At 53.2% G+C, this 23,876-nt stretch carries 20 protein-coding genes and 7 tRNA genes; 4 read left to right on the top strand and 23 right to left on the bottom strand.

Going from position 1 to position 23,876, the window contains the following annotated elements; translation table 11 throughout:
• Positions 1–4: 4 nt before the first annotated feature.
• A complete protein-coding gene (locus G163CM_RS10995) occupies positions 5–1,021 on the bottom strand; it encodes a tetratricopeptide repeat protein (protein ID WP_231828193.1) in 1,017 nt (338 codons plus the stop codon).
• A 131-nt stretch (positions 1,022–1,152) separates the two neighbouring features.
• Between G163CM_RS10995 and G163CM_RS10990 the strand changes: the two genes are divergently transcribed.
• Together G163CM_RS10990 and G163CM_RS10985 are read left to right on the top strand one after the other, a co-directional pair.
• Positions 1,153–1,860, top strand: a complete 708-nt coding sequence (locus G163CM_RS10990; protein WP_231828192.1) for a DUF1266 domain-containing protein — start codon at positions 1,153–1,155, stop codon at positions 1,858–1,860.
• Complete coding sequence (locus G163CM_RS10985) at positions 1,857–3,305, top strand: J domain-containing protein (RefSeq protein ID WP_231828191.1); 1,449 nt, start codon at positions 1,857–1,859, stop codon at positions 3,303–3,305. The genes G163CM_RS10990 and G163CM_RS10985 overlap by 4 nt, the downstream gene beginning before the upstream one ends.
• Before the next feature lie 185 nt (positions 3,306–3,490).
• Here the strand turns inward: G163CM_RS10985 and G163CM_RS10980 are convergent, their stop codons facing one another.
• The 12 genes from G163CM_RS10980 to miaB form a co-directional block, all read right to left on the bottom strand.
• The gene (locus G163CM_RS10980) at positions 3,491–5,176 is read right to left on the bottom strand and encodes a molecular chaperone HscC (protein ID WP_231828190.1); all 1,686 of its coding nucleotides are present in this window, start codon (positions 5,174–5,176) and stop codon (positions 3,491–3,493) included.
• An 83-nt stretch (positions 5,177–5,259) separates the two neighbouring features.
• Positions 5,260–6,195 carry a pyrimidine-specific ribonucleoside hydrolase RihA gene (gene rihA / locus G163CM_RS10975; protein ID WP_231828189.1) on the bottom strand — a complete coding sequence of 312 codons (936 nt, stop codon included), beginning with the start codon at positions 6,193–6,195 and terminating at the stop codon, positions 5,260–5,262.
• Between the two features lie 122 nt (positions 6,196–6,317).
• Positions 6,318–7,043 carry an amino acid ABC transporter ATP-binding protein gene (locus tag G163CM_RS10970; RefSeq protein ID WP_015965371.1) on the bottom strand — a complete coding sequence of 242 codons (726 nt, stop codon included), beginning with the start codon at positions 7,041–7,043 and terminating at the stop codon, positions 6,318–6,320.
• Positions 7,040–7,717 (bottom strand): glutamate/aspartate ABC transporter permease GltK, encoded by a 678-nt coding sequence (gltK, locus tag G163CM_RS10965; protein ID WP_231828187.1) that lies wholly within the window; start codon positions 7,715–7,717, stop codon positions 7,040–7,042. Before gltK ends, G163CM_RS10970 begins: the two co-directional genes overlap by 4 nt.
• Positions 7,717–8,457: a glutamate/aspartate ABC transporter permease GltJ gene (gene gltJ, locus G163CM_RS10960; RefSeq protein WP_015965369.1), complete on the bottom strand. Its 741-nt coding sequence runs from the start codon at positions 8,455–8,457 to the stop codon at positions 7,717–7,719. Before gltJ ends, gltK begins: the two co-directional genes overlap by 1 nt.
• Before the next feature lie 161 nt (positions 8,458–8,618).
• The gene (locus tag G163CM_RS10955; RefSeq protein WP_015965368.1) at positions 8,619–9,524 is read right to left on the bottom strand and encodes an amino acid ABC transporter substrate-binding protein; all 906 of its coding nucleotides are present in this window, start codon (positions 9,522–9,524) and stop codon (positions 8,619–8,621) included.
• A 471-nt stretch (positions 9,525–9,995) separates the two neighbouring features.
• Positions 9,996–11,138: an IS481 family transposase gene (locus tag G163CM_RS10950; protein WP_420851079.1), complete on the bottom strand. Its 1,143-nt coding sequence runs from the start codon at positions 11,136–11,138 to the stop codon at positions 9,996–9,998.
• Between the two features lie 128 nt (positions 11,139–11,266).
• Positions 11,267–12,805: an apolipoprotein N-acyltransferase gene (gene lnt / locus G163CM_RS10945; RefSeq protein ID WP_015965367.1), complete on the bottom strand. Its 1,539-nt coding sequence runs from the start codon at positions 12,803–12,805 to the stop codon at positions 11,267–11,269.
• A gap of 22 nt (positions 12,806–12,827) precedes the next feature.
• On the bottom strand, positions 12,828–13,706 hold the full coding sequence (gene corC, locus G163CM_RS10940) for a CNNM family magnesium/cobalt transport protein CorC (protein ID WP_015965366.1): 879 nt from the start codon (positions 13,704–13,706) through the stop codon (positions 12,828–12,830).
• A gap of 97 nt (positions 13,707–13,803) precedes the next feature.
• Positions 13,804–14,271 (bottom strand): rRNA maturation RNase YbeY, encoded by a 468-nt coding sequence (gene ybeY, locus G163CM_RS10935; RefSeq protein WP_015965365.1) that lies wholly within the window; start codon positions 14,269–14,271, stop codon positions 13,804–13,806.
• Positions 14,268–15,314 (bottom strand): PhoH family protein, encoded by a 1,047-nt coding sequence (locus G163CM_RS10930; protein WP_231828186.1) that lies wholly within the window; start codon positions 15,312–15,314, stop codon positions 14,268–14,270. Before G163CM_RS10930 ends, ybeY begins: the two co-directional genes overlap by 4 nt.
• A gap of 186 nt (positions 15,315–15,500) precedes the next feature.
• A complete protein-coding gene (gene miaB / locus G163CM_RS10925; protein WP_231828185.1) occupies positions 15,501–16,925 on the bottom strand; it encodes a tRNA (N6-isopentenyl adenosine(37)-C2)-methylthiotransferase MiaB in 1,425 nt (474 codons plus the stop codon).
• A gap of 162 nt (positions 16,926–17,087) precedes the next feature.
• Here miaB and ubiF point away from each other — a divergent pair, with 162 nt between their 5' ends.
• Positions 17,088–18,263, top strand: coding sequence for a 3-demethoxyubiquinol 3-hydroxylase (gene ubiF / locus G163CM_RS10920; RefSeq protein WP_231828184.1), 1,176 nt, complete (start codon positions 17,088–17,090; stop codon positions 18,261–18,263).
• 93 nt (positions 18,264–18,356) lie between these two features.
• Here ubiF and G163CM_RS10915 read toward each other — a convergent pair.
• The 7 genes from G163CM_RS10915 to G163CM_RS10885 form a co-directional block, all read right to left on the bottom strand.
• Positions 18,357–18,431, bottom strand: a tRNA-Gln gene (locus tag G163CM_RS10915).
• 36 nt (positions 18,432–18,467) lie between these two features.
• Positions 18,468–18,542: transfer RNA gene (locus tag G163CM_RS10910), tRNA-Gln, on the bottom strand.
• Positions 18,543–18,586: 44 nt separating this feature from the next.
• Positions 18,587–18,663: transfer RNA gene (locus G163CM_RS10905), tRNA-Met, on the bottom strand.
• A gap of 19 nt (positions 18,664–18,682) precedes the next feature.
• A tRNA-Gln gene (locus G163CM_RS10900) sits at positions 18,683–18,757 on the bottom strand.
• 36 nt (positions 18,758–18,793) lie between these two features.
• Positions 18,794–18,868: transfer RNA gene (locus G163CM_RS10895), tRNA-Gln, on the bottom strand.
• Positions 18,869–18,891: 23 nt separating this feature from the next.
• Positions 18,892–18,976, bottom strand: a tRNA-Leu gene (locus tag G163CM_RS10890).
• An 8-nt stretch (positions 18,977–18,984) separates the two neighbouring features.
• Positions 18,985–19,061: transfer RNA gene (locus G163CM_RS10885), tRNA-Met, on the bottom strand.
• A gap of 349 nt (positions 19,062–19,410) precedes the next feature.
• Here G163CM_RS10885 and G163CM_RS10880 point away from each other — a divergent pair.
• Positions 19,411–19,851: a hypothetical protein gene (locus tag G163CM_RS10880; RefSeq protein WP_231828183.1), complete on the top strand. Its 441-nt coding sequence runs from the start codon at positions 19,411–19,413 to the stop codon at positions 19,849–19,851.
• 44 nt (positions 19,852–19,895) lie between these two features.
• On the opposite strand, the gene asnB is transcribed toward G163CM_RS10880, so the two are convergent.
• The 3 genes from asnB to nagC form a co-directional block, all read right to left on the bottom strand.
• Entirely contained in the window at positions 19,896–21,560 is a 1,665-nt protein-coding gene (gene asnB, locus G163CM_RS10875; RefSeq protein ID WP_015965360.1) for an asparagine synthase B, read from the bottom strand.
• 255 nt (positions 21,561–21,815) lie between these two features.
• Complete coding sequence (nagD, locus tag G163CM_RS10870) at positions 21,816–22,568, bottom strand: ribonucleotide monophosphatase NagD (protein WP_015965359.1); 753 nt, start codon at positions 22,566–22,568, stop codon at positions 21,816–21,818.
• An 87-nt stretch (positions 22,569–22,655) separates the two neighbouring features.
• Entirely contained in the window at positions 22,656–23,876 is a 1,221-nt protein-coding gene (gene nagC, locus G163CM_RS10865; protein ID WP_231828182.1) for a DNA-binding transcriptional regulator NagC, read from the bottom strand.

Genomic DNA, 23,876 nt, shown 5'->3' with positions numbered 1-23,876 from the left:
AAAGCTATATCTGGCGCTCTTTGTTTGTCAGTAGGGCCTCCAGCTTGCGAATTTCTTCGTCGACGTTCCATTTGCCGGTGAGCTGCACTTTTTTGAACCAATAGAGCGCCTGTTGAGGATCCTGCGCTGTGCCGTGCCCGTCACGATACATAAAGCAGAGGTTATACCAGGCGGCAGCGTTGTTTTCGTCATATTCCAGAGCTTTTTGGAACCAGATAAACGCTTGATCATCATCTTCCTGTACGCCGTGTCCACATTTATACATCCAGCCGATATTAATACAGGCATCACTATCACCCTGTCTGGCTGCCTTTTGATACCAATGCATCGCCAGCTGATAATTCTGCTTAATACCAACGCCCGCGTTATACGCATAGCCAAGCTGGAACTGAGAATAAGCTTTGCCCTGTTGCGCACTTCGCAAATACCATAACGTGGCGAGTCCCTCGTTTTTTGGCGTACCGCGACCATGCCAATACATATCTGCCAGGTTCATTTGGCTCAGGGCGTTTCCCTGTAACGCGGCCTGCTTAAACCAATAAAATGCCTTGCTATCATCCCTTTCGATGCCCAGCCCGTTTTTGTACATTTTTCCAAGATTATTCTGCGCATACCAGCAGCCATGTTCTGCGCCTTTGGCATACCAAAAGACGGCTTTGGGATAATCGGCTGCCATACCTGTCTTCCCTTTCAGAACCCAGCCTAATGTATTGAAAGCGTGAAGGTGCCCTTGCTGTGCGGCTTTTTCGGACCAGAATAATGCCAGAGCATTGTCTTTCATACTGGTTGGCGTGTCTTTATATCGTAAGCCGAGCCAGTATTGCGCTTCACGATGCCCTTGTTCAGCAGCCTGCTGTAGCCAATAAAAAGAGAGCTTGTCTTCTTCGCTGTCGTCTATACGATTTTCATTATATAAACGACCTAAAATATATTGTGCTTCGCTATTTCCTTGCTGCGCAAGTTCAGTTAATTGTTCGAGGGAGAGATTGTCGCAAGGGTTGGCAGTAATGAAGCTATCCATTTTTAAATATATCCCGAATTAACATTCATGTAATTTATTTAATGAGAGCGGTGGCTTTATTATATACTATTCTCTTACTCGAGAAGATATGAGTGCGTGTCATTCGTTATACGAATATCTGGTGGTTTATTATGGATAAAGAATCGCAATATTTACTGTTCGCACTTTCCTCTCCCATGGAAATTTTAAATGAAGACTTTTTGCCTTCGCATTCCTCACCGAAAATGTATTTGGGTACGAAATATTTCGATATCGAATCATCATGGGGAATTGATACCCGCGAGACGTTGCTGCAAATGCTTAACCGTATGACTGATGATGGACATGCAACCCAGTTGGAAGGATTCTATCGTCGCTGGTTTTGTTCTACGCCGCAAGAGTGGCAAATGTTTGTGGATACGCTGGACAAACGAGGCAATATTTTCGCCCGATTTGTCGCCGATACTGCAATGTGCTGCGGCGGCGGCGGTATTCGCGCCTGGGATTATGTGCGGATGGGTTTCCTTTGCCGAATAGGTGTACTTAATCAGTGGCTGACGGAAGAAGAGAGCCTATGGTTGCAGTCGAGATTACACATACGCGCGCTGCACAACTATTCCGGCTGGTTGCAATATTTCAATGCTTATTACATCGGTCGTTTGTACTGGCAACTACGGAATAGCGATAACCTGCTGGTGCTACGCGAGACATTTGCCCGTAAAGAGTTTGATGCCGATGGGCGCCACATGGTCAGTGAGTTGATTGCGGAAAAAAACAGTTTTTACGCCACGCTGCCGTGGCGCTATTTAGCCGATTACCCGGCGTGCCCGGAAACGCTGAAGGACGTGAGTGAGCTATGAAAACCTGTTGGCAAATTCTTGGTATCGAAGCCACAACGGATAATAACGTTATTCGCCAGGCCTACCTGGCGCTGCTGCCTTCATTTCATCCGGAAAACGATCCGCAGGGGTTCAGGCAATTACGCGAAGCCTACGAAAGCGCATTAAAGGAGATAGCGTCTCCCGTCACTCCAGCGGTTGAGGAGGAAGAGGATGCGGATACGCCGTGGGTAAATTATTTGTTATGGATTTTTCATGATTTTCTGAACGATGCCGAAAGACGCTTTCAGCCGCAGGCGTGGCAGGAATTTATTCAGCAGATTAATAATTTATCCTTTTCGCAGATAGAAAAAGCGCGCTGGCCACTGTGTAATATCGCGATAAACACGTTTCCCATTTCTTACTCGTGCCTGAAATTATTGTCCGATCGCCTTGCCTGGGAACAGGGAGGAGATGACCGCGATGTGAATAATGAGAAGGTACAAGACTTATTATTTAATATCCGCTGCGGCGACCTGTTTGACTATACGCAATTGCAGCACTTGCCGGTGGTGGTACAGAACCAGACCATTATGTTTTATGATGCGTTGGAGTCCACGTTCTTCGGTTATCCGCATTTATTCTCACAGCTAATGGCGCAGCACGGCCCCTGGATTGTACCAGACGATCTTTGCTTTCAAAGACGCCATCTACGCTGGTTTAGCTCCTTGCGCTGGAGCATTCCGGAGTTGTTCCCCATAGCCCTGGCATGGCAGGAAGCTGAGCCCGATAACGAGACGCCGCGCTATTACCACTTCGTTCAGCGCGTATTCGGCGGCGAGGGCGATAGCCTGCTACCCGAACTGTGCGCGCAGTGGCAGTCAAATCCTTCCACCCATTTTGACGATCTGTTGTTGTGCTGGTGCCGCCAGCATCGCCCGGATTATTTCCCTCTACTCGTTTTAGCCATTGAGGCGCGTGAGCAGGTGGATATTAATGGTGAGCCGCTGCTCTACATTCCTGGCTCCAGCGCGCGTACCTGTATGCTGTGGAGCGAGGCGTTGCACTGCGGCGTATTATCGCCGCTGAGCGAAAGTTTTATTGCGCGGCGTTTGAATTACGGCGCGCCAGCGATGAGTGAGGAGCACAGTCAACATCCCTGCTGGCTGATGTATCTGGTGGCGGACCGCCTGGCGTGTGCCGAAGATCCTGACGAGGTGTTACTGCAACAGCTGGTACATAAACTCGATCGGTCCACGATTTGTCCGCTGGAGGCGATCATCATTCGTGGTCTGTTAGTGCAGGCAGCAGCTGTTACCACGCCGTATGAAAGCGTGACAATCGATGAAGAAGAGGTGTCGACGGTTGCTCAACAGAGCACAGAGGTATCCGGGGGCAGTTCTGGCCTTTGGCTTGTTATCAGGATTATCTTGTATATCGGGGTTGCTGGGCATTTATTAAGCAAATTACTTCACCATAGTACGTGAACTATAAAATAATAACCATTGGCTCTATTGCTTTAATCACCTGCACATTGTTCCTGCCGGATGCGGCGTAAACGCCTTGTTCGGTCTACAAAATAGTGCAACTTCAATAGGTTACAGAAAATTTGTAGGTCTGATAAGCGCCGCGCATCAGGCAATGTTGCGTTTGTTTTAGTCTCAAGCGCCTCTTAAGGCGCTTCGGGTTCTTCGATGCCAAGGAATTTGCAGGCACGGCGACGAACATCGTTAACATGCTCTGAATCGTTGGAGGCGAGCGCGGCGTCGAAGTCAGTAATAATCCTGCCAAGGTTTTCCCTTTCTTCTCCCAACGAACGCGACCACCGCTCTTCCAGCGTTGCCTTAAACGTACGGTTGATTAACAAATCTCGTGGGTAGATTTTCAGGCCTTGTAATCGCGCGCGACTGGCGTCGATCTGCTGTTGTGTCAATGCAACCGGGCTTTGGGTAATGATTCTGGACGCGGCTTCGCCGTCTTCTGGCAAAACATCTACCTCTAATAACCCATTGATATCGTAACTGAAGCGGATATCTATTGATTGATATGTGCCGGTTTTCTTCAATGGGACATCGAATGATTCTATCAATATGTTGTTCTTGACCTTATGATTTTCACCCTGATAGACATTGATCCGAATCGATTCCTGATTGGGATGCGTTGTGAAGTAGGTCTCTACCCGCGACACAGGTACCGTGGTATTACGCTCAATGATGGGTGAAAAGATGCCATTAACCCCCTGATGGCAAACCTCTACGCCTAAAGAATAGGGGCAAATATCGGTGAGAATGACCTCTTCAACGTCTTCGCAGCGCAAGCGGCATGCGGCCTGAATTGCAGCCCCCAGGGCGACAATGGTGCTGGGATCGTAATTTTGATAAGGCAACTTGCCAAACAGACGGACAGCGATGCGTTGCACAAGCGGCATCTGTGAGGCGCCGCCAACCAGTACAAGGCTATCGATTTGTTCCGGCTTAAGACGCGCATCCCTTAACGCCTGTTCGATTGGCACGCGCAGGCGGTTGAGCAATGGCAACCACAGAGCTTCAAGTTCATCTTCGTAGAATTCACACGTCAATAGCATACGATCGTGAGTGGGGCGCCACGAAAGTGTGAGGGGGATTTCGCCGCGACATTTTGCCGCTTCGGCCATGGCATACAGTTCAGCCTGGGCGGTTTCGGGCATCGTTGACTTGCTCAACCCCCAACGTTTGATCGCTTCATCGACCAGCATCTGCGTAAAATCTTCGCCACCAAGATAGTTATCGCCCGCAGAAGCATGAACTTCAATAACCGGTGTTGCGTATTCCAGTACCGTCACATCAAAAGTGCCGCCGCCGAGATCGAACACCAGCGAGCGAGTGTCTTGCTGAGTATGAAGCCCATAAGCCATCGCGGCAGCGGTCGGTTCATTGATTAAGCGTACGGCATTTAACCCAGCCAGCTCTGCCGCCAGGCGAGTGTGTTTGCGTTGCTCATCGCTAAAATAGGCAGGAACAGAAATCACCACATCTCTGATAGAACATTGAAGGTACTCTTCTGCATCTTCTTTTAATGAACGTAATACTAAAGACGACAGTTCTGGGGCATTGAACGTTTCATTGCCCAGTTTCCAGGACATATTACTGCCCATTGCACGTTTGAATAATGCAGCGGTTTTATCCGGATGCGAAATACGTCGTGATTTTGCCGGTTTGCCGACCAGAATATTTTTATTCTCATCGATACTAATTATGGATGGCGTTAAATATTCACCAAATTTATTAGGAATGAGTTGTGCGCCGCCTACCTGCCAGACGGCAATTAAACTGTTGGTGGTACCGAGATCGATACCAATAGCGAGGTTTGCATTATCCATTGCATTTATATCTTGAAAGGAAAGGAGATAATCAGATTAAGATCACCCCGGTAAAGCGTGGTGATCTTAATCAATAAGGCGTATTAAGCGTAAAATTTCAGACGTTCAGCCAGCAAATCCACAAATCCCTGACGATCCACATCGACCATCACCTGCGCGTTCGGTTTATTGCCGGTGAGGAAATAGTAATCCACAACGGTCATGCCCTGGGTATATTTGCCCTGCGTTTCCACGCCAACCCAACGTTCCACGGTGGTAAACAACTCTGGTTTCAGTAGCCAGGCGATGGTGCACGGGTCATGCAGCGGCGCGCCGATGAAACCCCATTTTTCATCTTTGTGATATTCGAGGAAGAAGTCGAGCAGCTCGGCAACGATGGTGGAAATCGGGTTACCAATGGCGCGGAATCGCTCCGTATCTTCGACGTGAATTTGCGCTTTATGCGTGACATCCAGCCCCGCCATCACCACCGGAATACCGGACTGAAAGACGATTTCTGCGGCTTCCGGGTCAACGTAGATATTGAATTCTGCGGCTGGCGTCCAGTTACCCAGGCTCATGGCGCCGCCCATAATCACGATTTGCGCGATCTTTGCGTGCAGTTCCGGGTGGCTGTTGAGCAGCAGGGCGACATTGGTTTGTGGGCCGGTGGAAACAATCGTGACCGGTTCTGCACTTTCACGCAGGGTTTTGGCCATTAACTCCACGGCGGTACAGCTAAGCGGCGCAAAACCGGGTTCCGGCAGCGCCGGGCCATCAAGACCGCTTTCTCCATGCACGTTATCGGCAATAATCAGTTTACGCATCAGCGGTTTAATTGCGCCGCCCGCCACCGGAATATCGGGGCGCTTGAGCAGCGTGAGCATGCGGAGCACGTTACGCAGGGTTTTGTCCGGCGTTTGGTTACCGGCGGAGGAGGTGATGGCTTTGACATCCAGTTCCGGGGAGGCGAGGGCCAGCACGATGGTAATAGCATCGTCGTGTCCTGGGTCGCAGTCGAGTATGATTGGGGTTGCCATAGTTACTCCTTGTCTGGTCAGGCATTTTTTTGCGACAAGGGTAGCGCTGCGTGACAATGCATTCGAGGAGATGTGCAGAAAAGCGTGAAGCGGCGCGCACTCTGAAGCGCGCGCCGAAAAGATTAATGCAGAATTTTCGCGAGGAAGTCTTTGGCACGTTCCGATTTCGGGTTGGCGAAGAAGGCCTCTTTCTCGGAGTCTTCAACGATTTTCCCTTCATCCATAAAGATCACCCGGTTCGCCACTTTACGGGCAAAGCCCATTTCGTGAGTCACCACCATCATGGTCATGCCTTCGTTGGCCAGCTCAACCATCACGTCCAGTACTTCGTTGATCATCTCGGGATCGAGTGCCGAAGTCGGTTCATCAAACAGCATCGCCACCGGATCCATACACAGGGCGCGGGCGATCGCCACGCGCTGCTGCTGGCCACCGGAAAGCTGCGACGGGAACTTGTTGGCATGCGCGGAGAGCCCCACGCGCTCCAGCAGTTTCAGCCCTTTTTCGCGGGACGCTGCTTTGTCGCGCTTCAGTACTTTTACCTGCGCCAGCGTCAGGTTTTCGATAATCGACAAATGCGGGAACAGCTCGAAATGCTGGAACACCATCCCAACCTTTGAGCGCAGCGATGCGAGGTTGGTTTTTTTATCGTTAACCTGAATCCCGTTCACCAGGATCTCGCCTTTCTGTACAGGTTCCAGGCCGTTAACGGTTTTGATAAGCGTCGATTTACCCGATCCGGACGGGCCGCAAACCACCACCACTTCACCCTTTTTCACTTCGGTGGAGCAGTCGGTCAGCACCTGAAATTGACCATACCATTTAGAAACATTTTTCAGGGTAATCATTGAACTGTCCTTCTTTTCAAGTAGCTGACCAACAACGAAGCACTCAGGCTAATCACAAAATAAACGGCGCCGGCAAACAGGATCATTTCGACCTGGGTTCCGTCACGCTCACCGATGGTGGACGCGGTACGGAAGAAATCGGCAAGACTTAAGACATACACCAGCGAGGTATCCTGGAACAGGACGATCCCCTGGGTGAGCAGCAGCGGCACCATCGCGCGGAAGGCCTGCGGCAGAATAATGAGCTTCATCGACTGCCAGTGGGTCATCCCGAGCGCCAGCGCGGCGCTGGATTGTCCGCGCGAAATGCTCTGAATACCGGCACGGATAATTTCCGAATAGTAGGCCGCTTCAAACATCGAGAACGCCACCATCGCGGAGATCAGGCGGATATCGGTTTTCGGCGATAATCCCAGCACATCCTGCAACAGCCCCGGCACGATGAGGTAAAACCACAGCAGCACCATCACCAGCGGAATGGAGCGGAAAACGTTAACGTAGGTTTTGGCAAACCAGGAAACGGGCGCGAAGGTTGACAGGCGCATCACCGCAAGGATGGTGCCCCAGACAATACCGACGATCACAGCCGTTACGGTAATTTTCAGCGTCACCACCAGCCCGGCAAGCAGATAGGGCAGGGAAGGAACGATAGAACTCCAGTCAAACTCGTACATTATTTGCCTCCCATATTGCCCGGCAGGCGAACTTTACGTTCCACCAGGGTCATCACCAGCATAATGAAGGCGTTGATCAAGACATAAGCAAGGGTAATTGCGGTGAACGATTCCCAGGCATGCGCCGAGTAATCCAGCAGTTTACCTGCCTGCGCGGCCATATCGACCAGACCGATGGTGGAGGCGATGGCCGAGTTTTTCACCAGGTTCATCATCTCTGAGGTCATCGGCGGCACAATCACGCGGTAGGCGTTTGGCAGCAGCACGTAACGGTAGGTCTGCGGCAGCGTTAAACCCATCGCCAGACCGGCGTTTTTCTGCCCGCGCGGCAGCGACTGAATCGCTGCGCGCACCTGCTCGCACACGCGTGCCGCGGTAAAGAGGCCAAGACAGATCATCGATGAGAGGAAGAACTGAATGTTAGGGTCCAGCTCTGCTTTAAACCACATTCCCAGATCTTCTGGCAGCAATTCCGGCACCACCAGGTACCAGGTAAAGAACTGCACGATCAGCGGAACGTTACGAAACAGTTCAACGTACAGCGTGCCGATTCCGGACAGGAAACGGTTGGGGACGGTACGCAGGATGCCGAACAGGGAGCCAACGAAGAAAGCGATAATCCAGGCGGTAATCGACAGGGCGACGGTGACCTGAAAACCACTCCATAGCCAGCCAAGATAGGTGGTGTTGCCGAACGGGGCTTGCTGAAGAAAAATCCCCCAGTTCCAGTCTATTGACATAAATCTACTCCAGAAAAAAAAGGGTAGCAGTGCTACCCTCGAAGATTGGTGAACGGCGTACTGCGATATTCGGGCCCGGCGGGGAACGACCGCCAGACCTGTAGTCTGTCCGTGCTATTCAACAATCGAGAGGGCAGGTAGTCCCGCCCTGGTTGTTATAATTAGTTCAGAGCTTTGTCATTCGGTTCTTTAAACAGGGCCTTCATTTCGTCAGACAGTTCAAAGTTCATGTTCAGGTTTTTCGGTGGGATTGGGTTTTTGAACCACTTATCAAACCATTTAGCCGCTTCGCCGGAGGTTTGCGCCTGAGCGATGGTGTCATCCATCAGCTTTTTGAAGTCCGGGTCGTTTTTACGCAGCATACAGCCATAGGCTTCCTGCGACTGCGGTTTGCCGACGATTTCCCAGTTGTCTGGTTTCTTCGCTTTCGCGCGCTCACCGGCCAGCAGGGCATCATCCATCATAAACGCGACCGCGCGTCCGCTTTCCAGGGTACGGAAGGAGTCACCGTGGTCTTTGGCGCTGATGATGCGCATATCCATTTTCTGTTCGTCATTCAGCTTGTGCAGCAGAATTTCAGAGGTGGTGCCGGAAGTCACAACCACCGCTTTGCCTTTCAGATCCGCAAAATCTTTAATGTCGCCGCCTTTTTTGGTCAGCAGGCGGGTGCCGACGACAAAGATGGTGTCAGAGAAAGCCGCTTGTTTCTGGCGTTCGAGGTTGTTGGTGGTAGAGCCACACTCAAAATCGAAGGTGCCGTTTTGCAGCAGCGGGATACGGTTCTGAGAGGTGATAGGAATCAGTTTCACCTGAAGGTCAGGCTTGTTCAGCTTCTTCTTCACGGCTTCAACGATGGCGTTGGAGTAATCCTGAGAATAGCCGACCACTTTTTGCTGGTTGTCGTAGTAAGAGAACGGAACGGAAGATTCACGGTGCCCGACAACGATCACGCCGTTTTTGGCGATTTTGTCCAGGGTGCTACCTGCCGCTGGCGCATCTTCTGCGTGAGCCAGCCCGGCGCATAATCCCATCGCCAGCATAGCAGCGGTCAGTTTACGTAATTGCATATCCAACTCCTTTATCCTCTGCGTCATCGACGCATAGATACCCATAGTGATGTTTGTGTTGTTATCGTCTGCAATTTCAGCGTGCAGCGTTATCTGTGTTTGTTAACATTTAGTGTGGCTTAATGTAAAGAATTTGCTGATTTATTGTTTATTTTTGCGAACTGCTCCGCACCGTTTTGAGGCAAAAATCGCAGATTGCACTAAAGAGGTGCTACCGGTGATTCGTTTTGGTGCTACCAGGTTGCGCTCATGCAGAATTCGTTACTGCCTGAGTTTATTAAGCAATTGGCGTGCCAGAATGGGGAGTGTTTGGGGGGGGGTGTGCGCGCTGATGCCCTCACCCCGGCCCTCTCCCACAGGGAGAGGGAGGAAGGCGGTGCTGGATTCAACAATGTGCACTATCGGTCCCCTCGCCCCTTGTACGGTCCGGGGACATGGTAGACAGGTGTTCGGGGACATGGTGAACACTTTTTAACATCCTTTACCCATGGTGATCGACTTTTTCTTCAGGTCGATCACCCCCACTTTCGTACTGTACCACCACACTTCATAGCAGCCATCCTCCTGCGTCTCCTTCAGCCCGACCCGCTCTCCCCTGAATGCTTTGCCTGCCTTCAGACAGGTACCATTAATGCTCAGCTTCCCGCTGATATCGACCTTCCTCACCATCACCCCTTCATCATATTCCGGTGGCGTAATGCTGTCGCTGTACTGCCTTGCAGACGGCTGATACCGCGAGGCCGGAACGGCCATACCCAGTGCTTCATGGGGCCGTTCAAGGTTATACACCGTACGCCAGTGGTCGAAAGCACGCTGCAGCTCACCGCTGTCTGTGAACCACTTACCCTGCAGCACTTCCGCCTTCAGGCTGCGGTGAAAACGTTCCAGCTTGCCCTGTGTCTGCGGATGGTATGGCCGGGAATGCCCCACCCGGATACCCTGGCGCATCAGCCACAGCTCCAGCGCTGTCCAGACACCGGTGGTGTCGCCCCACGGCGCGCCGTTGTCCATCGTCATCCGGTCTGGCAGCCCGTAGCGTTCAAACACGCTGACCAGCTGCTGCTGCACGGTCTCACGGCGTTCATCGGCGCAGGGTGCCAGACACAGGGAGAAACGGGAGTGGTCATCCAGCAGGGTGAGCGGATGGCAGCGCCCCCCGCCGAAGGGGAAGTGGCCCTTAAAATCCATCTGCCAGAGCCGGTTCGGCGCGTCATGTTCGAAGCGCCCTGTGGCCGGAATGCCCGGAGCCGTGCCCGGTAGCAGACCGTGACGGGCCATCAGGTTATGGACGGTGCTGAAGGCGGGCATACGGTGCCCCTGGTCTTCGAGCCAGCGCTTTATCTTGCGGGCGCCCCAGCGCTCATGACGGGCATGGGCGATGCGCAGCAGGTCAGTGATATCATCCGGAGAACGGTTGGGAGAGTGATGAGGTACGCGGGGACGGTCCAGAAGACCGGATGCGCCTTCCTCAGCCCAGCGACGAAGCCACTTGTAACCGGTGGCGGGAGAAATGCCGTAGTGACGGCAGAGGGAACGGATGTTCGCCCCGTCTTGTGAGGCGAACAGAACAAACTCGGAACGTAATGACATGGTATCTCTCGCATCCCAGGGCATAAGCGACTCCATAAACGGATTCTTATGCCTTAGTTGTAAGTGTCTACCATGTCCCCGAACAAGTGTTAACTATGTCCCCGGACCGTACACCCCTTTGGGGAGAGGGTTAGGGTGAGGGGGGCGGTGGGTTACTTCCGACGCTGACGCAAACTCATCACCAGCGCGCCGAAGCCAAACAGCGCAGTGAGCGCCCACAACGGCCAGTTGCCGGTGCGCGCATACGGTGTTAAGCCCGTCGTTGGCGTCACGGTGGTGGTTAATACCTGACGGGTAAACTGCGGGATCATCGCCTGAATCTCGCCCTGCGGCCCAATCACAGCGGTAATGCCGTTGTTAGTGCTGCGCAGCAAAGGGCGAGCCAGCTCCAGCGAACGCATGCGCGCCATCTGGAAGTGCTGCCACGGGCCGATAGACTTACCAAACCACGCATCGTTAGAGATGGTCAGCAGGAAGTCTGTATCCGGACGGAAGTTATCGCGCACCTGCTCGCCGAGAATAATCTCGTAGCAAATCGCCGCCGTCAGTTTCAGGTTGTGCGCCAGCAGCTGCGGCTGAACGTATGCGCCACGACTAAAGGACGACATCGGCAGGTCAAAGAACGGTGCCAGTGGGCGGAGAATCGATTCCAGCGGTACAAACTCACCAAACGGGACCAGGTGATTTTTATTGTAGCGATTCTTCGATTCGTAGCTGTACGGGCTATCTTTACCCAGCGTGATGATGGTGTTGTAGGTATCGTAACGGTTCTGTTTATTCAGACGCGCATCAACAATGCCGGTCACCAGCGTGGTGTCTTTAGAACGCAACAGGTCATCCATCATGCGCAGGAAGTTCTGCTGATTAATTTCCAAATCCGGAATAGCGGACTCCGGCCAGATAATCAGTTGCGACTTGCCCATCTCCGGCTGCGTGGCGTCGAGATAAATTTTCAGCGTATTAATCAGCTGATTTTCATCCCATTTCAGTGACTGCGCGATGTCGCCCTGCACCAGAGAAACCTGCGTCGCGCGCTGTGGTTCAAGCTGATACCACTGAATGTAACGCAGCGGGAAGGGCAGCGCGAAGAGCACGATGGCGATTACCGCTGGACGCCAGTTGCGGGTACAGGCGGCAAGCACCAGCAGACCGCTGACCGACATCAGCAGGAAGTTGATCGCTTCCACACCCATAATCGGCGCAATGCCTTTCAGCGGGCCGTCAATCTGACTGTAGCCAAACTGCAACCATGGAAAACCGGTCAGCACCCAGCCGCGCAGGAATTCAGTGATTTGCCATACCACTGGCGCGGCGATGGCGACGCGTATCCACGTCGCTTTCGGCCACAGGCGCGACAAAATACCGCTAAACAGCCCGGTATAAAGCGACATGTAAGCGGCCAGCAGTGCCACGAGGAAGACGTTCACCGGGCCAGGCATACCGCCAAACTGGGCGATACTGACGTAAATCCAGTGAATGCCGGAGCCGAACAGCCCCAGCCCCCAGAAGTAGCCAATCCAGGCGCTTTGCAGTGGGCGGCGATTGAACGTGAGCCCCTGTAGGCCCATCAGTGAGATGAGCGCGGCAGGCCAGATATCATAAGGAGAAAAAGCCAGCGTTCCGCTGGCTCCGAATAACAGCGCCAGCAGTAAGCGCACGCGCTGGCGTTCAATAAGAGAGGCAAATACCATTTAGGCGAAATGTCCTGTTAGTTTAGTCTTCCATTTTCGGCTGTGGCGCGTCATCAGGAAGTTTGACATGAACCTGAATGATACGGCGGCTATCCGCCATTGCCACTTTGAATTGGTAACCGTCGATGTCGATGGTCTCGCCGCGTGCCGGCAGATGACCAAAGGCCTGCATCACCAGCCCGCCGATGGTATCGACTTCTTCATCGCTGAAGTGGGTGCTGAAGGCTTCGTTGAAATCTTCGATTGAGGCCAGCGCGCGCACCGTCCAGGTGTGGCGGCTGAGCTGACGGAAGTCGATATCATCTTCTTCGTCGTACTCATCTTCGATTTCACCGACGATCAGTTCCAGAATATCTTCGATGGTGACGAGGCCGGAGACACCGCCAAACTCATCGATAACAATCGCCATGTGATAGCGCTGTGAGCGGAACTCTTTGAGCATCCGGTCAACCCGTTTGCTCTCAGGCACGACAACCGCCTGGCGTAACACTTTGTCCATGCTGAAGGCTTCGGCATCGCTGCGCATAAACGGCAGCAAGTCTTTAGCCATCAAAATCCCTTCGATGTGATCTTTATCCTCGCTGATCACCGGGAAACGAGAGTGCGCAGATTCGATGATGACGTCGAGACATTCATCAAGGGTCTGGTTACGTTTCAGGGTAATCATCTGGGAACGCGGGATCATGATATCGCGAACGCGCTGGTCGGCGATGTCCATTACCCCTTCGAGCATATCGCGCGTATCTTCGTCGATAAGGTCGTTCTGCCCGGAATCACGGATCAGCTCCAGCAGTTCATCGCGGTTTTTGGGTTCACCGTGGAAAAGCTGGCTGAGTAAGAGGGAGAAAAATCCCTTTTTGCTGCTTACTGTGTCACTACTGTGTGAATTGTCGTCGCTCATGGCGTCGTTTGGGTTCTCATGGTTAGTTAATCAGGGCCGCCACGCGCAAACTCAGCGTTGGGCGGCAATAAAACACTGTCGGGCCGAAGCCCGGCAGTTACTCTTTCTCGGCAATGTACGGATCCTCATAGCCCAGAGCAAGCATTATCTCCGTTTCGATGCCTTCCATCTCTTCGGCTTCTTCATCTTCGATATGGTCGTAGCCCAGCAGATGCAGGCTGCCGTGTACTACCATGTGCGCCCAGTGGGAATCGAGCGACACGTTCTGCTCTTTGGCTTCGCGCTCAACCACCTGACGGCAGATGATGAGATCGCCCAGCAGCGGCATTTCCATTCCCGGCGGTGCTTCAAATGGGAAAGAGAGCACGTTGGTCGGCTTGTCCATCCCGCGATAGGTCAGGTTGAGTTCATGGCTTTCCGCGGTATCCACCAGGCGAATCGTCACTTCTGATTCTTCCTGAAATTGCGGGATAACGGCATCCAGCCATGTCTGAAATTGACTTTCGTCGGGCAGACCGGTGTTGTCTTCACAGGCCAACTGGAGATCGAGGATCACCTGACTCATTTCTGCTCCTGTTCCTGAGCTTCGCGTTTTCTTTCCGCAGCCAGCTCAGCTTTACGTTTTTGTTCGGCTTCTTCCCAGGCTTCATAGGCGTTAACGATGCGCGCCACCACAGGGTGACGAACCACGTCTTCGCTGTGGAAGAAGTTAAAGCTAATTTCATCGACGTTCGCCAGCACTTCAACCGCGTGGCGCAGGCCGGATTTAGTGTTACGCGGCAGGTCAATCTGGGTGACGTCGCCGGTGATCACCGCTTTCGAGTTAAAGCCAATACGCGTCAGGAACATCTTCATCTGTTCGATGGTGGTGTTCTGGCTCTCATCGAGAATGATAAAGGCATCGTTGAGCGTGCGCCCGCGCATGTAGGCCAGCGGAGCCACTTCAATCACGTTGCGCTCAATCAGTTTTTCCACTTTCTCGAAGCCGAGCATCTCGAACAGCGCGTCGTACAGTGGGCGCAGATACGGGTCAACTTTCTGGCTTAAATCTCCCGGCAGGAAGCCAAGTTTTTCACCCGCTTCTACCGCCGGGCGAGTGAGCAGAATACGGCGAATATCCTGACGTTCCAGCGCATCGACTGCCGCCGCGACCGCCAGATAGGTTTTACCGGTACCCGCCGGGCCCACGCCGAAGGTGATGTCGTGGTCCAGAATATTGGCGATGTACTGCGCCTGGTTCGGCGTACGTGGTTTAATCACGCCGCGCTTGGTTTTGATATTGATCGCTTTGCCATATTCCGGCACGCTTTCGGCGCTCTGTTCCAGCACGCGCGCTTCTTTAATCGCGAGGTGGATTTGCTCCGGTTCAATATCCTGAATCTGACCGCGCATCGGGGCGGTATCGACATACAGGCTGCGCAGAATATCTGCCGCAGCGGTGACGCAAATCGCGCGTCCGGTGAGTTTGAAATGGTTGTCGCGGCGGTTGATTTCGATGCCCAGTCGCCGCTCAAGCTGTTTGATGTTGTCATCAAACGGGCCGCAAAGGCTCAGCAGGCGGGCGTTGTCTGCTGGTTCCAGCGTAATTTCGCGAGTGTCTATGTTCAAACTGTTCCTCTTTCATGTTTGCCGGAAGGCGATACGCGTATCCGGCCTACGATTAGGCTCATCCCGACAATCGGGTCATCATTGATGAAATTATTCACGCCAGCGAATAAAGGCGCAAGCATTGCAGTGGATATTTGGGTGAAAGGCTGAGAAAACAAGGCCTGCCGGAGCGGCAGGCCGAAAGGTTTACGGCTGGTAGACACCGACGCCCAGGTCATTCTCTTTACGGGTACGAGAGATGACGGACTCCGGTGATTCGACCACGCGCAGCCCCATCTCATCTTCCGTACGCACCAGTTTGCCGCGCAGCGAGTTGGTGTAGACATCCACAATCTCAACATCGACAAACTTACCGACCATATCCGGGGTGCCTTCAAAGTTCACCACGCGGTTATTTTCCGTGCGTCCGGTCAGTTCCATCACGCTCTTGCGCGACAGGCCTTCAACCAGAATACGCTGGGTGGTGCCCAGCATACGGCGGCTCCACGCCATGGCCTGCTGATTGATGCGCTCCTGCAAAATGTACAGACGCTGTTTTTTCTCTTCATCCGGCACATCGTCAACCATATCTGCAGCTGGCGTACCCGGACGGGCAGAGAAAATAAAGCTGTAGCTGACGTCGAAATTCACTTCGCCAATCAGCTTCATGGTTTGCTCGAAGTCCTGCGTCGTTTCACCGGGGAAGCCGACGATAAAGTCAGAGCTAATCTGAATATCCGGACGCGCAGCGCGCAGCTTGCGGATAATCGATTTGTACTCCAGCACGGTGTGCGTGCGGCCCATCAGGTTCAGTACACGGTCGGAACCACACTGAACCGGCAGATGCAGGAAGCTCACCAGCTCCGGCGTATCGCGATACACATCGATAATATCGTCGGTAAATTCGATAGGGTGGCTGGTGGTGAAACGCAGGCGGTCGATACCGTCGATAGCCGCGACCAGGCGCAGCAGTTCGGAGAACGAGCCGGTTGTGCCATCATAGTTCTCACCACGCCAGGCGTTGACGTTCTGACCGAGCAGGTGAATTTCACGTACGCCCTGTGCCGCCAGTTGCGCCACTTCAAACAGAATATCGTCGCACGGACGGCTCACTTCTTCACCACGGGTATACGGCACCACGCAGTAAGTGCAATATTTGTTGCAGCCTTCCATGATCGAGACGAAGGCGGTCGGGCCTTCTGCGCGCGGTTCCGGAAGACGGTCAAACTTCTCGATTTCCGGGAAGCTGACGTCGATGACCGGGCGGCGGTTGCCACGTACCGTATCAATCATCTCAGGCAGGCGGTGTAAGGTCTGCGGGCCAAAAATAATATCGACATAATGCGCACGCTGGCGGATTAGTTTCCCTTCCTGAGAGGCAACACAGCCGCCCACACCAATGATCAGCTTCGGATTTTTTTCCTTTAATAATTTCCAGCGGCCTAATTGGTGGAAGACTTTTTCCTGTGCCTTCTCGCGGATTGAGCAGGTATTCAACAGCAGCACATCCGCTTCTTCAGCCACATCCGTGAGTTGATACCCGTGAGTGGCATCCAGCAGATCGGCCATCCTGGATGAATCATACTCATTCATCTGACAGCCCCAGGTTTTAATATGGAGTTTTTTTGTCATCGACTTGCTCTTGCTCAAATGTTTAAACCCCGAAAATGGCGGGGAAATAGCCAGGAATGCAGGGCGCGTATTGTAATGCTTTGACGCGGTTGTGACCAGTATGACCTCAAGCGGCGCAAAATCCGGTAAACTTAAGGCATTAACGGTTAAGGATAATTGACTATGACAATTCAGCAAACAGACATCGTCGTGGTAGGCGGTGGGATGGTCGGCGGCGCGCTGGCGTTAGGGTTGGCGCGGGAAGGGTTCTCCGTCACCGTGCTGGAGAAATCAGCACCTGTTGCGTTTGATCCGGCATCACCGCCTGATGTGCGTATTTCGGCTATCAGCGCCGCGTCCGTATCGCTCCTGCGTGGGCTTGACGTCTGGGATGCGATTCAGGCAATGCGCGTGCATGCCTGGCGTCGGCTGGAGACCTGGGAGTGGCAAAACGCGCACGTGGTGTTTGATGCCGCCGAGCTGAAGCTGCCGCAACTGGGCTACATGGTGGAGAACAATGTCTTGCAGCTGGCGCTGTGGCAGGCGCTTGAGGCGCATCCGCAGGCAACGCTGAAAACCGGTCAAACCCTCAGCGCCATGACGATGGACGCCGGACGCCGGGTGGTGACGCTGGCTGAAGGCGAAACGTTGTCCGCGCGTCTGGTGATTGGTGCGGACGGCGCATTTTCTCAGGTTCGTCAGATGGCCGGCATTGGCACACATGGCTGGCAATATCCGCAATCCTGCATGCTGATCACCGTGCAGTGTGAAAACGATCCGGGCGACAGCACCTGGCAGCAGTTTTCACCCACCGGGCCGCGCGCGTTTTTACCGCTCTTTGAACACTGGGCATCGCTGGTGTGGTACGACACGCCCGCGCGGATTCGCCAGCTACAGGCGTTGAACATGGCCCAGTTGCAACAGGAAATTCATACCCATTTTCCGCAGCGTTTAGGAAACGTCACGCCGGTTGCCGCCGGTTCGTTCCCACTGACGCGTCGTCATGCCTTACAGTATGTCCAGCCGGGGCTGGCGCTGGTGGGCGATGCAGCACATACCATCCATCCGCTGGCGGGGCAGGGCGTGAACCTGGGTTATCGCGACGTGGATGCGCTGATTGATGTGCTGGCAAATGCGCGCGGTTATGCTGAGGATTGGGCCAGTGAAACGGTGCTGAAGCGCTATCAGGCGCGACGTCGCGCGGATAACCTGCTGATGCAGTCCGGGATGGATCTCTTCTATGCCGGATTCAGCAACGATCTCAGCCCGCTAAAAGTGGTGCGGAACATTGGGCTGATGGCCGCCCAGCGCGCTGGCGTGTTAAAACGTCAGGCGCTGAAGTATGCGTTAGGGTTGTAGTTTTTGGTGGGCCGGATAAGCGTAGCGCATCCGGCACTTCCTCTGAACGACAAATACAAAAAAGCTCGCCGAAGCGAGCTTGTTTGTTTTATATGGCTGGGGTACGAGGATTCGAACCTCGGAATGCCGGAATCAGAATCCGGTGCCTTACCGCTTGGCGATACCCCAATAGGGTGCGCTCACAAGGTGAACGTCTTTTGAAAATGGCTGGGGTACGAGGATTCGAACCTCGGAATGCTGGTATCAGAAACCAGAGCCTTACCGCTTGGCGATACCCCAACAATTCTTGCTAGTTTACCGAAATAATCGATAAATTACTAATTTGGTGGCTACGACGGGATTCGAACCTGTGACCCCATCATTATGAGTGATGTGCTCTAACCAACTGAGCTACGTAGCCAATTTACTGCTTTCTTCGATGGCTGGGGTACCTGGATTCGAACCAGGGAATGCCGGTATCAAAAACCGGTGCCTTACCGCTTGGCGATACCCCAATACCGTCGCGGTTATCCGCAAATATCGAAGAAATATGGCTGGGGTACCTGGATTCGAACCAGGGAATGCCGGTATCAAAAACCGGTGCCTTACCGCTTGGCGATACCCCATCCGTGCAACGCATATTGGTGAATGGTGCGGGAGACGAGACTTGAACTCGTACACCTTGCGGCGCCAGAACCTAAATCTGGTGCGTCTACCAATTTCGCCACTCCCGCAAAAAAGATGGTGGCTACGACGGGATTCGAACCTGTGACCCCATCATTATGAGTGATGTGCTCTAACCAGCTGAGCTACGTAGCCATCTTTTTTTCGCGTTACCTTATCGGCGTTGCGGGGCGCATTATGCGTATTGAGCCTTGTAGCGTCAACCTCTTTTTCAAGGAAAATTGCCGGAATGTGACTGTTTGGTTAGGTTGCGAACAGCGTGATGGAATATTCGGCAAAAATTGGTTACTTCGTGTTTTTATGCACGGCATGAAGCTGTTATTTCAGCGTAAAGGATGAAATTCGGATTCCATCAATAGTGTTGAGAAATTGCTCTGTGAAATACTGATACTGCCAAATTTGTCAGGGCAGGAAGCGTTGCGCCTGCATGTTTGTCACGACCATAAGGGGATGCTCCCCATCGCTACATTATTGAGGGAATATTATGTTGCGTTTTATTACCGCTTTTTTAGGCGTTTTTTTACTGATGCAGTCCGCGTTTGCCGAACAGGCTCGCCCGGAAACCAGCAAATATGTGCAGGCTTATCGCGGGCAAGAAGGTGCCGTTGTCTGGCTGATGCGCATTGGGCCACGCGAAGCGAATGAAGCATTAGTGCAGGTTTCACATGTCGATAACGACATTGACGGGCGTATTTTCCGCTGCAAAGTTCAAATTACGCGAGACGGCGAGAAAAGCTATACCGCTGAAATAAAAGGGAAACCGTTTGAGCTGGTGCGCATTAAAGAAGGCAACGGTAACCTCTATATTCCTGATGAGCAATCCAACGGGTGGCTCAACTATAGTGAGGAACTCTCTAACGGGTCGGGTGCTAACGCGGAACATTTCCTGACAGCGTACCTGGAACAGGATACGAAAAAACAGTAATAAAAAACCCCGGCTCATGGGCCGGGGTATTTCACAACACGCTCTTATTTGTAGGCTGACTGGTGAACGCCCACCGCGCGACCAGACGGATCGTCCATGGTTTTGAACGCTTCATCCCACTCAATCGCTTTCGCGGAAGAACACGCGACTGACGGGCCGCCCGGCACGCATTCCGCTGCGCTTGGCACCGGGAATAACTCTTCGAAGATTTCGCGGTACAGATAACCCTCTTTAGAGCTCGGCGTGTTGTACGGGAAGCGGAAGTGTGCGGTTTCCAGTTGCTGGTCGGTAACCTGTTTCGCCGCGACTTCTTTCAGTGTGTCAATCCAGCTGTAGCCCACGCCATCAGAGAACTGTTCTTTCTGGCGCCATGCGACGCTTGCCGGCAGGTAGGATTCAAAACATTCACGCAGAACGTGTTTTTCCATTTTGCCGTTGCCGCACATTTTGTCCTGCGGGTTAATACGCATCGCCACGTCGAGGAATTTTTTATCCAGGAACGGAACGCGCGCTTCCACACCCCAGGCCGACATCGCTTTGTTGGCACGCGCGCAGTCGTACATGTGCAGCGCCTGCAGTTTACGTACAGTCTCTTCGTGCAGCTCTTTGGCGTTAGGCGCTTTATGGAAGTAAAGGTAGCCGCCAAACACTTCATCAGAACCTTCGCCAGAGAGCACCATTTTGATGCCCATCGCTTTGATTTTGCGCGACATCAAATACATCGGCGTGGAGGCGCGAATCGTCGTCACATCATAGGTTTCGATGTGATAGATAACATCGCGAATGGCATCCAGACCTTCCTGCACGGTGAAGTGAATTTCATGGTGCACAGTGCCAAGGTGGTTTGCCACTTCCTGCGCGGCTTTCAGGTCAGGTGAACCTTCAAGGCCAACGGCGAAGGAGTGCAGTTGCGGCCACCATGCTTCAGAACGCTCATCATCTTCCACGCGACGTGCGGCGAATTTTTTGGTGATGGCGGAAATGACGGAGGAGTCCAGGCCACCGGAAAGCAGTACGCCGTAAGGCACGTCAGACATCAGGTGGCTTTTCACCGACTCTTCCAGCGCCTGACGCAGTTCGTTTTTATCCGTAACGTTGTCTTTTACCGCGTCATAGTCGAACCAGTCACGCTGATAATACTGACGAATTTCGCCATCTTTGCTCCACAGGTAGCTGCCTGCCGGGAACTCTTTGATGGTGCGGCAAACCGGCGTCAGCGCTTTCATTTCTGAAGCAACATAGAAGTTACCGAATTCGTCGTAACCCATATACAGCGGGATAATGCCGATGTGGTCGCGGCCAATCAGGTAGGCGTCTTTTTCGCTGTCGTAGAGGGCGAAGGCAAACATCCCCTGCAAATCATCGAGGAATTCCGGACCTTTTTCCTGATACAGCGCGAGGATCACTTCGCAGTCAGAACCGGTCTGGAACTGGTAGCGGTCAGCGTATTCCGCGCGCAGTGCCTGATGGTTGTAGATTTCACCGTTCACGGCCAGCGCATGCGTTTTCTTTTCGTTATACAGCGGCTGCGCACCGGCGTTGACGTCAACAATCGACAGACGTTCGTGCGCCAGAATGGCTTTGTCGCACGCATAAATGCCGGACCAGTCCGGGCCGCGGTGACGCATCAGGCGGGAGAGCTCAAGCGCTTTTTTACGCAGCTCGCCCGCGTCAGTTTTAATATCCAGTACACCAAAAATCGAACACATAGACTTCTCCGTTAACCCTGTAATGTCGTGAAATTGTTGTGGCTATGGCATAAAAAATGCCGCAAAGCGGGAGAGGGCGCAAGCGTTTTAGAGGCTGAAAAAGAAATAGTGCAACAGGAGTTGCCGGATGCTGAAAAATGGACAGGTTATGAACTGCGGGATTAACGAATCATCAATAATTTGACGTTTTTATTGAATGGATCGATGTTTTTGTAGGTTGCCGGATAAGCGAATGGTTATCCGGCAACCTTAATCTTAAATCACATCAATTTCCGCAACTGACGGATAAATCCACGAAGGGCGGAACGGCATGCTGTCGATATCATCCAGCGTCGAGACGCCAGAGAGCACCAGAATGGTCTCCAGCCCGGCCTGGAAGCCCGCCAGAATATCGGTACGCAGGTTATCGCCAACGATCACCGTCTGCTCGGAGTGCGCCTGCATTTTGTTCAGCGCGGCGCGGATAATCCACGGGCTTGGCTTGCCCACGTAGAAGGGCTTACGACCGGAAATTTTTTCGATACCCGCACACAGTGCGCCGCAGGCCGGGTAAAAACCGCGACCGTGAGTGTCCGGGTTGGTGGCGATAAAGCGTGCGCCGTTGGCGACGAAGAAGGCCGCTTTATGCATCATCTCCCAGTTGTAGGAGCGGGTTTCACCCACGATCACGAAATCCGGATTCACATCGGTGATGGTAAAACCGGCTTTGTAGAGTTCGTGGATCAGCGCGCCTTCCCCGACAACGTAGGCTTTTTTCCCTTCCTGACGACGCAGGAAATCCGCGGTGGCCATCGCCGAGGTGTAAAACACGCTGTCCGGCACGTCAACGCCTGCGGTGGCAAAACGGTTCGCCAGGTCTTGCCCGGTCTGGGAAGGGTAGTTGGTTAACAGTACCAGCGGTAGGCCTTTCTCCAGAATTCGTGTTAGAAATTCTGCGGCACCCGGTACGGCCACGTTATCGTGCATCAGCACGCCGTCGATATCACAAATTACATTCTGAATGGTCATGGACTACCTGACATGGTCTGAAAGAGGCGTAATTATACACGGAATTACGCAGGCTGCCTTGCGAGAGGCGGCCTGCGCGCAAGAGGATTAACCTTCCAGCAAATGCTGCAACAGAATACCGTTGAGCATCGCGCGTTTGACCAGCGCAAACGCGCCAATCGCGGAGCGGTGATCGAGCGTAGAGCGCACCACCGGTAAATTTTTACGAAACGCCTTCAGCGCCTGAGTATTAATGCAGCCTTCGATGGCGGGCAGCAAAATACGTTCTGCCTCGGTAATTTCACCGGCAATGACGATTTTCTGCGGGTTGAACAGGTTGATAGCAATGGCGATGGTTTTACCCAAATGGCGTCCTACGTGCTCAACCACTTCCGTTGCCAGCGCATCGCCCTTATTGGCGGCTTTGCAGATGGTTTTGATATTGCAATCATCAAGCGTCACGCGGCTCTGATAGCCTTGTTCCAGCAGGTGACGCACGCGGTGTTCAATCGCGGCGTTGGCGGCAACGGTTTCCAGACAGCCGAAGTTACCGCAGTGACAGCGCTCGCCGAGCGGGTCGACCTGAATATGACCAATTTCACCGACGTTACCGTTACGGCCAATAAAAATCCGCCCGTTAGAGATAATTCCTGCGCCGGTACCGCGATGTACGCGCACCAGAATGGAGTCTTCACAGTCCTGACTTGCACCGAAATAGTGCTCCGCCAGCGCCAGGCTGCGGATATCGTGGCCAACAAAACAGGTTACCTTGAACCGTTTTTCCAGCGCGCCGACCAGCCCCCAGTTCTCCACCGAAATGTGCGGCATATAGCGGATTACGCCGCTATCCGGGTCAACCAGGCCGGGCAAAATAACGGAAATAGCAATCAGCTCGCGAATTTTGCGCTGGCAGGCTTCAATAAAGGCGGCGATAGTGTTGAGCAACGCATGTTCCAGCGTTTCCTGGGTGCGCTCGGGCAGAGGATAGTGCTCTTCGGCAACGACTTTGCTGCTCAGATCGTAAAGGGTGAGGGTGGCGTCGTGACGCCCCAGACGTACGCCAATGGTGTGGAAATTACGGGTTTCGGTGACGATAGAGATAGCGCGGCGGCCCCCGGTGGAGGCCTGTTGATCGACTTCTTTGATCAATCCGCGCTCAATAAGCTGACGCGTAATTTTGGTTACGCTGGCGGGAGCAAGCTGGCTCTGTTCGGCGATTTGAATGCGCGAGATTGGCCCATGCTGGTCAATCAGGCGGTAAACTGCCGCACTGTTAAGCTGTTTTACGAGGTCAACATTACCAATTTGAGCTTGTCCGCCTGATGTCAT

This window comes from Pseudocitrobacter corydidari (assembly GCF_021172065.1).
In the GTDB taxonomy this organism is placed as follows: domain Bacteria; phylum Pseudomonadota; class Gammaproteobacteria; order Enterobacterales; family Enterobacteriaceae; genus Pseudocitrobacter; species Pseudocitrobacter corydidari.
The sequence above is the reverse complement of the archived record's forward strand: the minus strand, read 5'-3'. Positions and strand labels throughout refer to the sequence as shown.

What these genes read in the sequence shown, in the direction of transcription:
- lnt (WP_015965367.1), bottom strand. Translation starts at nt 12,805, where the DNA reads ATGGTATTTGCCTCTCTTATTGAACGCCAGCGCGTGCGCTTACTGCTG.
- miaB (WP_231828185.1), bottom strand. Translation starts at nt 16,925, where the DNA reads ATGACAAAAAAACTCCATATTAAAACCTGGGGCTGTCAGATGAATGAG.
- ubiF (WP_231828184.1), top strand. Translation starts at nt 17,088, where the DNA reads ATGACAATTCAGCAAACAGACATCGTCGTGGTAGGCGGTGGGATGGTC.
- nagD (WP_015965359.1), bottom strand. Translation starts at nt 22,568, where the DNA reads ATGACCATTCAGAATGTAATTTGTGATATCGACGGCGTGCTGATGCAC.
- corC (WP_015965366.1), bottom strand. Translation starts at nt 13,706, where the DNA reads ATGAGCGACGACAATTCACACAGTAGTGACACAGTAAGCAGCAAAAAG.
- ybeY (WP_015965365.1), bottom strand. Translation starts at nt 14,271, where the DNA reads ATGAGTCAGGTGATCCTCGATCTCCAGTTGGCCTGTGAAGACAACACC.
- nagC (WP_231828182.1), bottom strand. Translation starts at nt 23,876, where the DNA reads ATGACATCAGGCGGACAAGCTCAAATTGGTAATGTTGACCTCGTAAAA.
- rihA (WP_231828189.1), bottom strand. Translation starts at nt 6,195, where the DNA reads ATGGCAACCCCAATCATACTCGACTGCGACCCAGGACACGACGATGCT.
- G163CM_RS10985 (WP_231828191.1), top strand. Translation starts at nt 1,857, where the DNA reads ATGAAAACCTGTTGGCAAATTCTTGGTATCGAAGCCACAACGGATAAT.
- G163CM_RS10990 (WP_231828192.1), top strand. Translation starts at nt 1,153, where the DNA reads ATGGATAAAGAATCGCAATATTTACTGTTCGCACTTTCCTCTCCCATG.
- gltJ (WP_015965369.1), bottom strand. Translation starts at nt 8,457, where the DNA reads ATGTCAATAGACTGGAACTGGGGGATTTTTCTTCAGCAAGCCCCGTTC.
- asnB (WP_015965360.1), bottom strand. Translation starts at nt 21,560, where the DNA reads ATGTGTTCGATTTTTGGTGTACTGGATATTAAAACTGACGCGGGCGAG.
- G163CM_RS10970 (WP_015965371.1), bottom strand. Translation starts at nt 7,043, where the DNA reads ATGATTACCCTGAAAAATGTTTCTAAATGGTATGGTCAATTTCAGGTG.
- gltK (WP_231828187.1), bottom strand. Translation starts at nt 7,717, where the DNA reads ATGTACGAGTTTGACTGGAGTTCTATCGTTCCTTCCCTGCCCTATCTG.
- G163CM_RS10995 (WP_231828193.1), bottom strand. Translation starts at nt 1,021, where the DNA reads ATGGATAGCTTCATTACTGCCAACCCTTGCGACAATCTCTCCCTCGAA.
- G163CM_RS10950 (WP_420851079.1), bottom strand. Translation starts at nt 11,138, where the DNA reads ATGCCCTGGGATGCGAGAGATACCATGTCATTACGTTCCGAGTTTGTT.
- G163CM_RS10955 (WP_015965368.1), bottom strand. Translation starts at nt 9,524, where the DNA reads ATGCAATTACGTAAACTGACCGCTGCTATGCTGGCGATGGGATTATGC.
- G163CM_RS10980 (WP_231828190.1), bottom strand. Translation starts at nt 5,176, where the DNA reads ATGGATAATGCAAACCTCGCTATTGGTATCGATCTCGGTACCACCAAC.
- G163CM_RS10880 (WP_231828183.1), top strand. Translation starts at nt 19,411, where the DNA reads ATGTTGCGTTTTATTACCGCTTTTTTAGGCGTTTTTTTACTGATGCAG.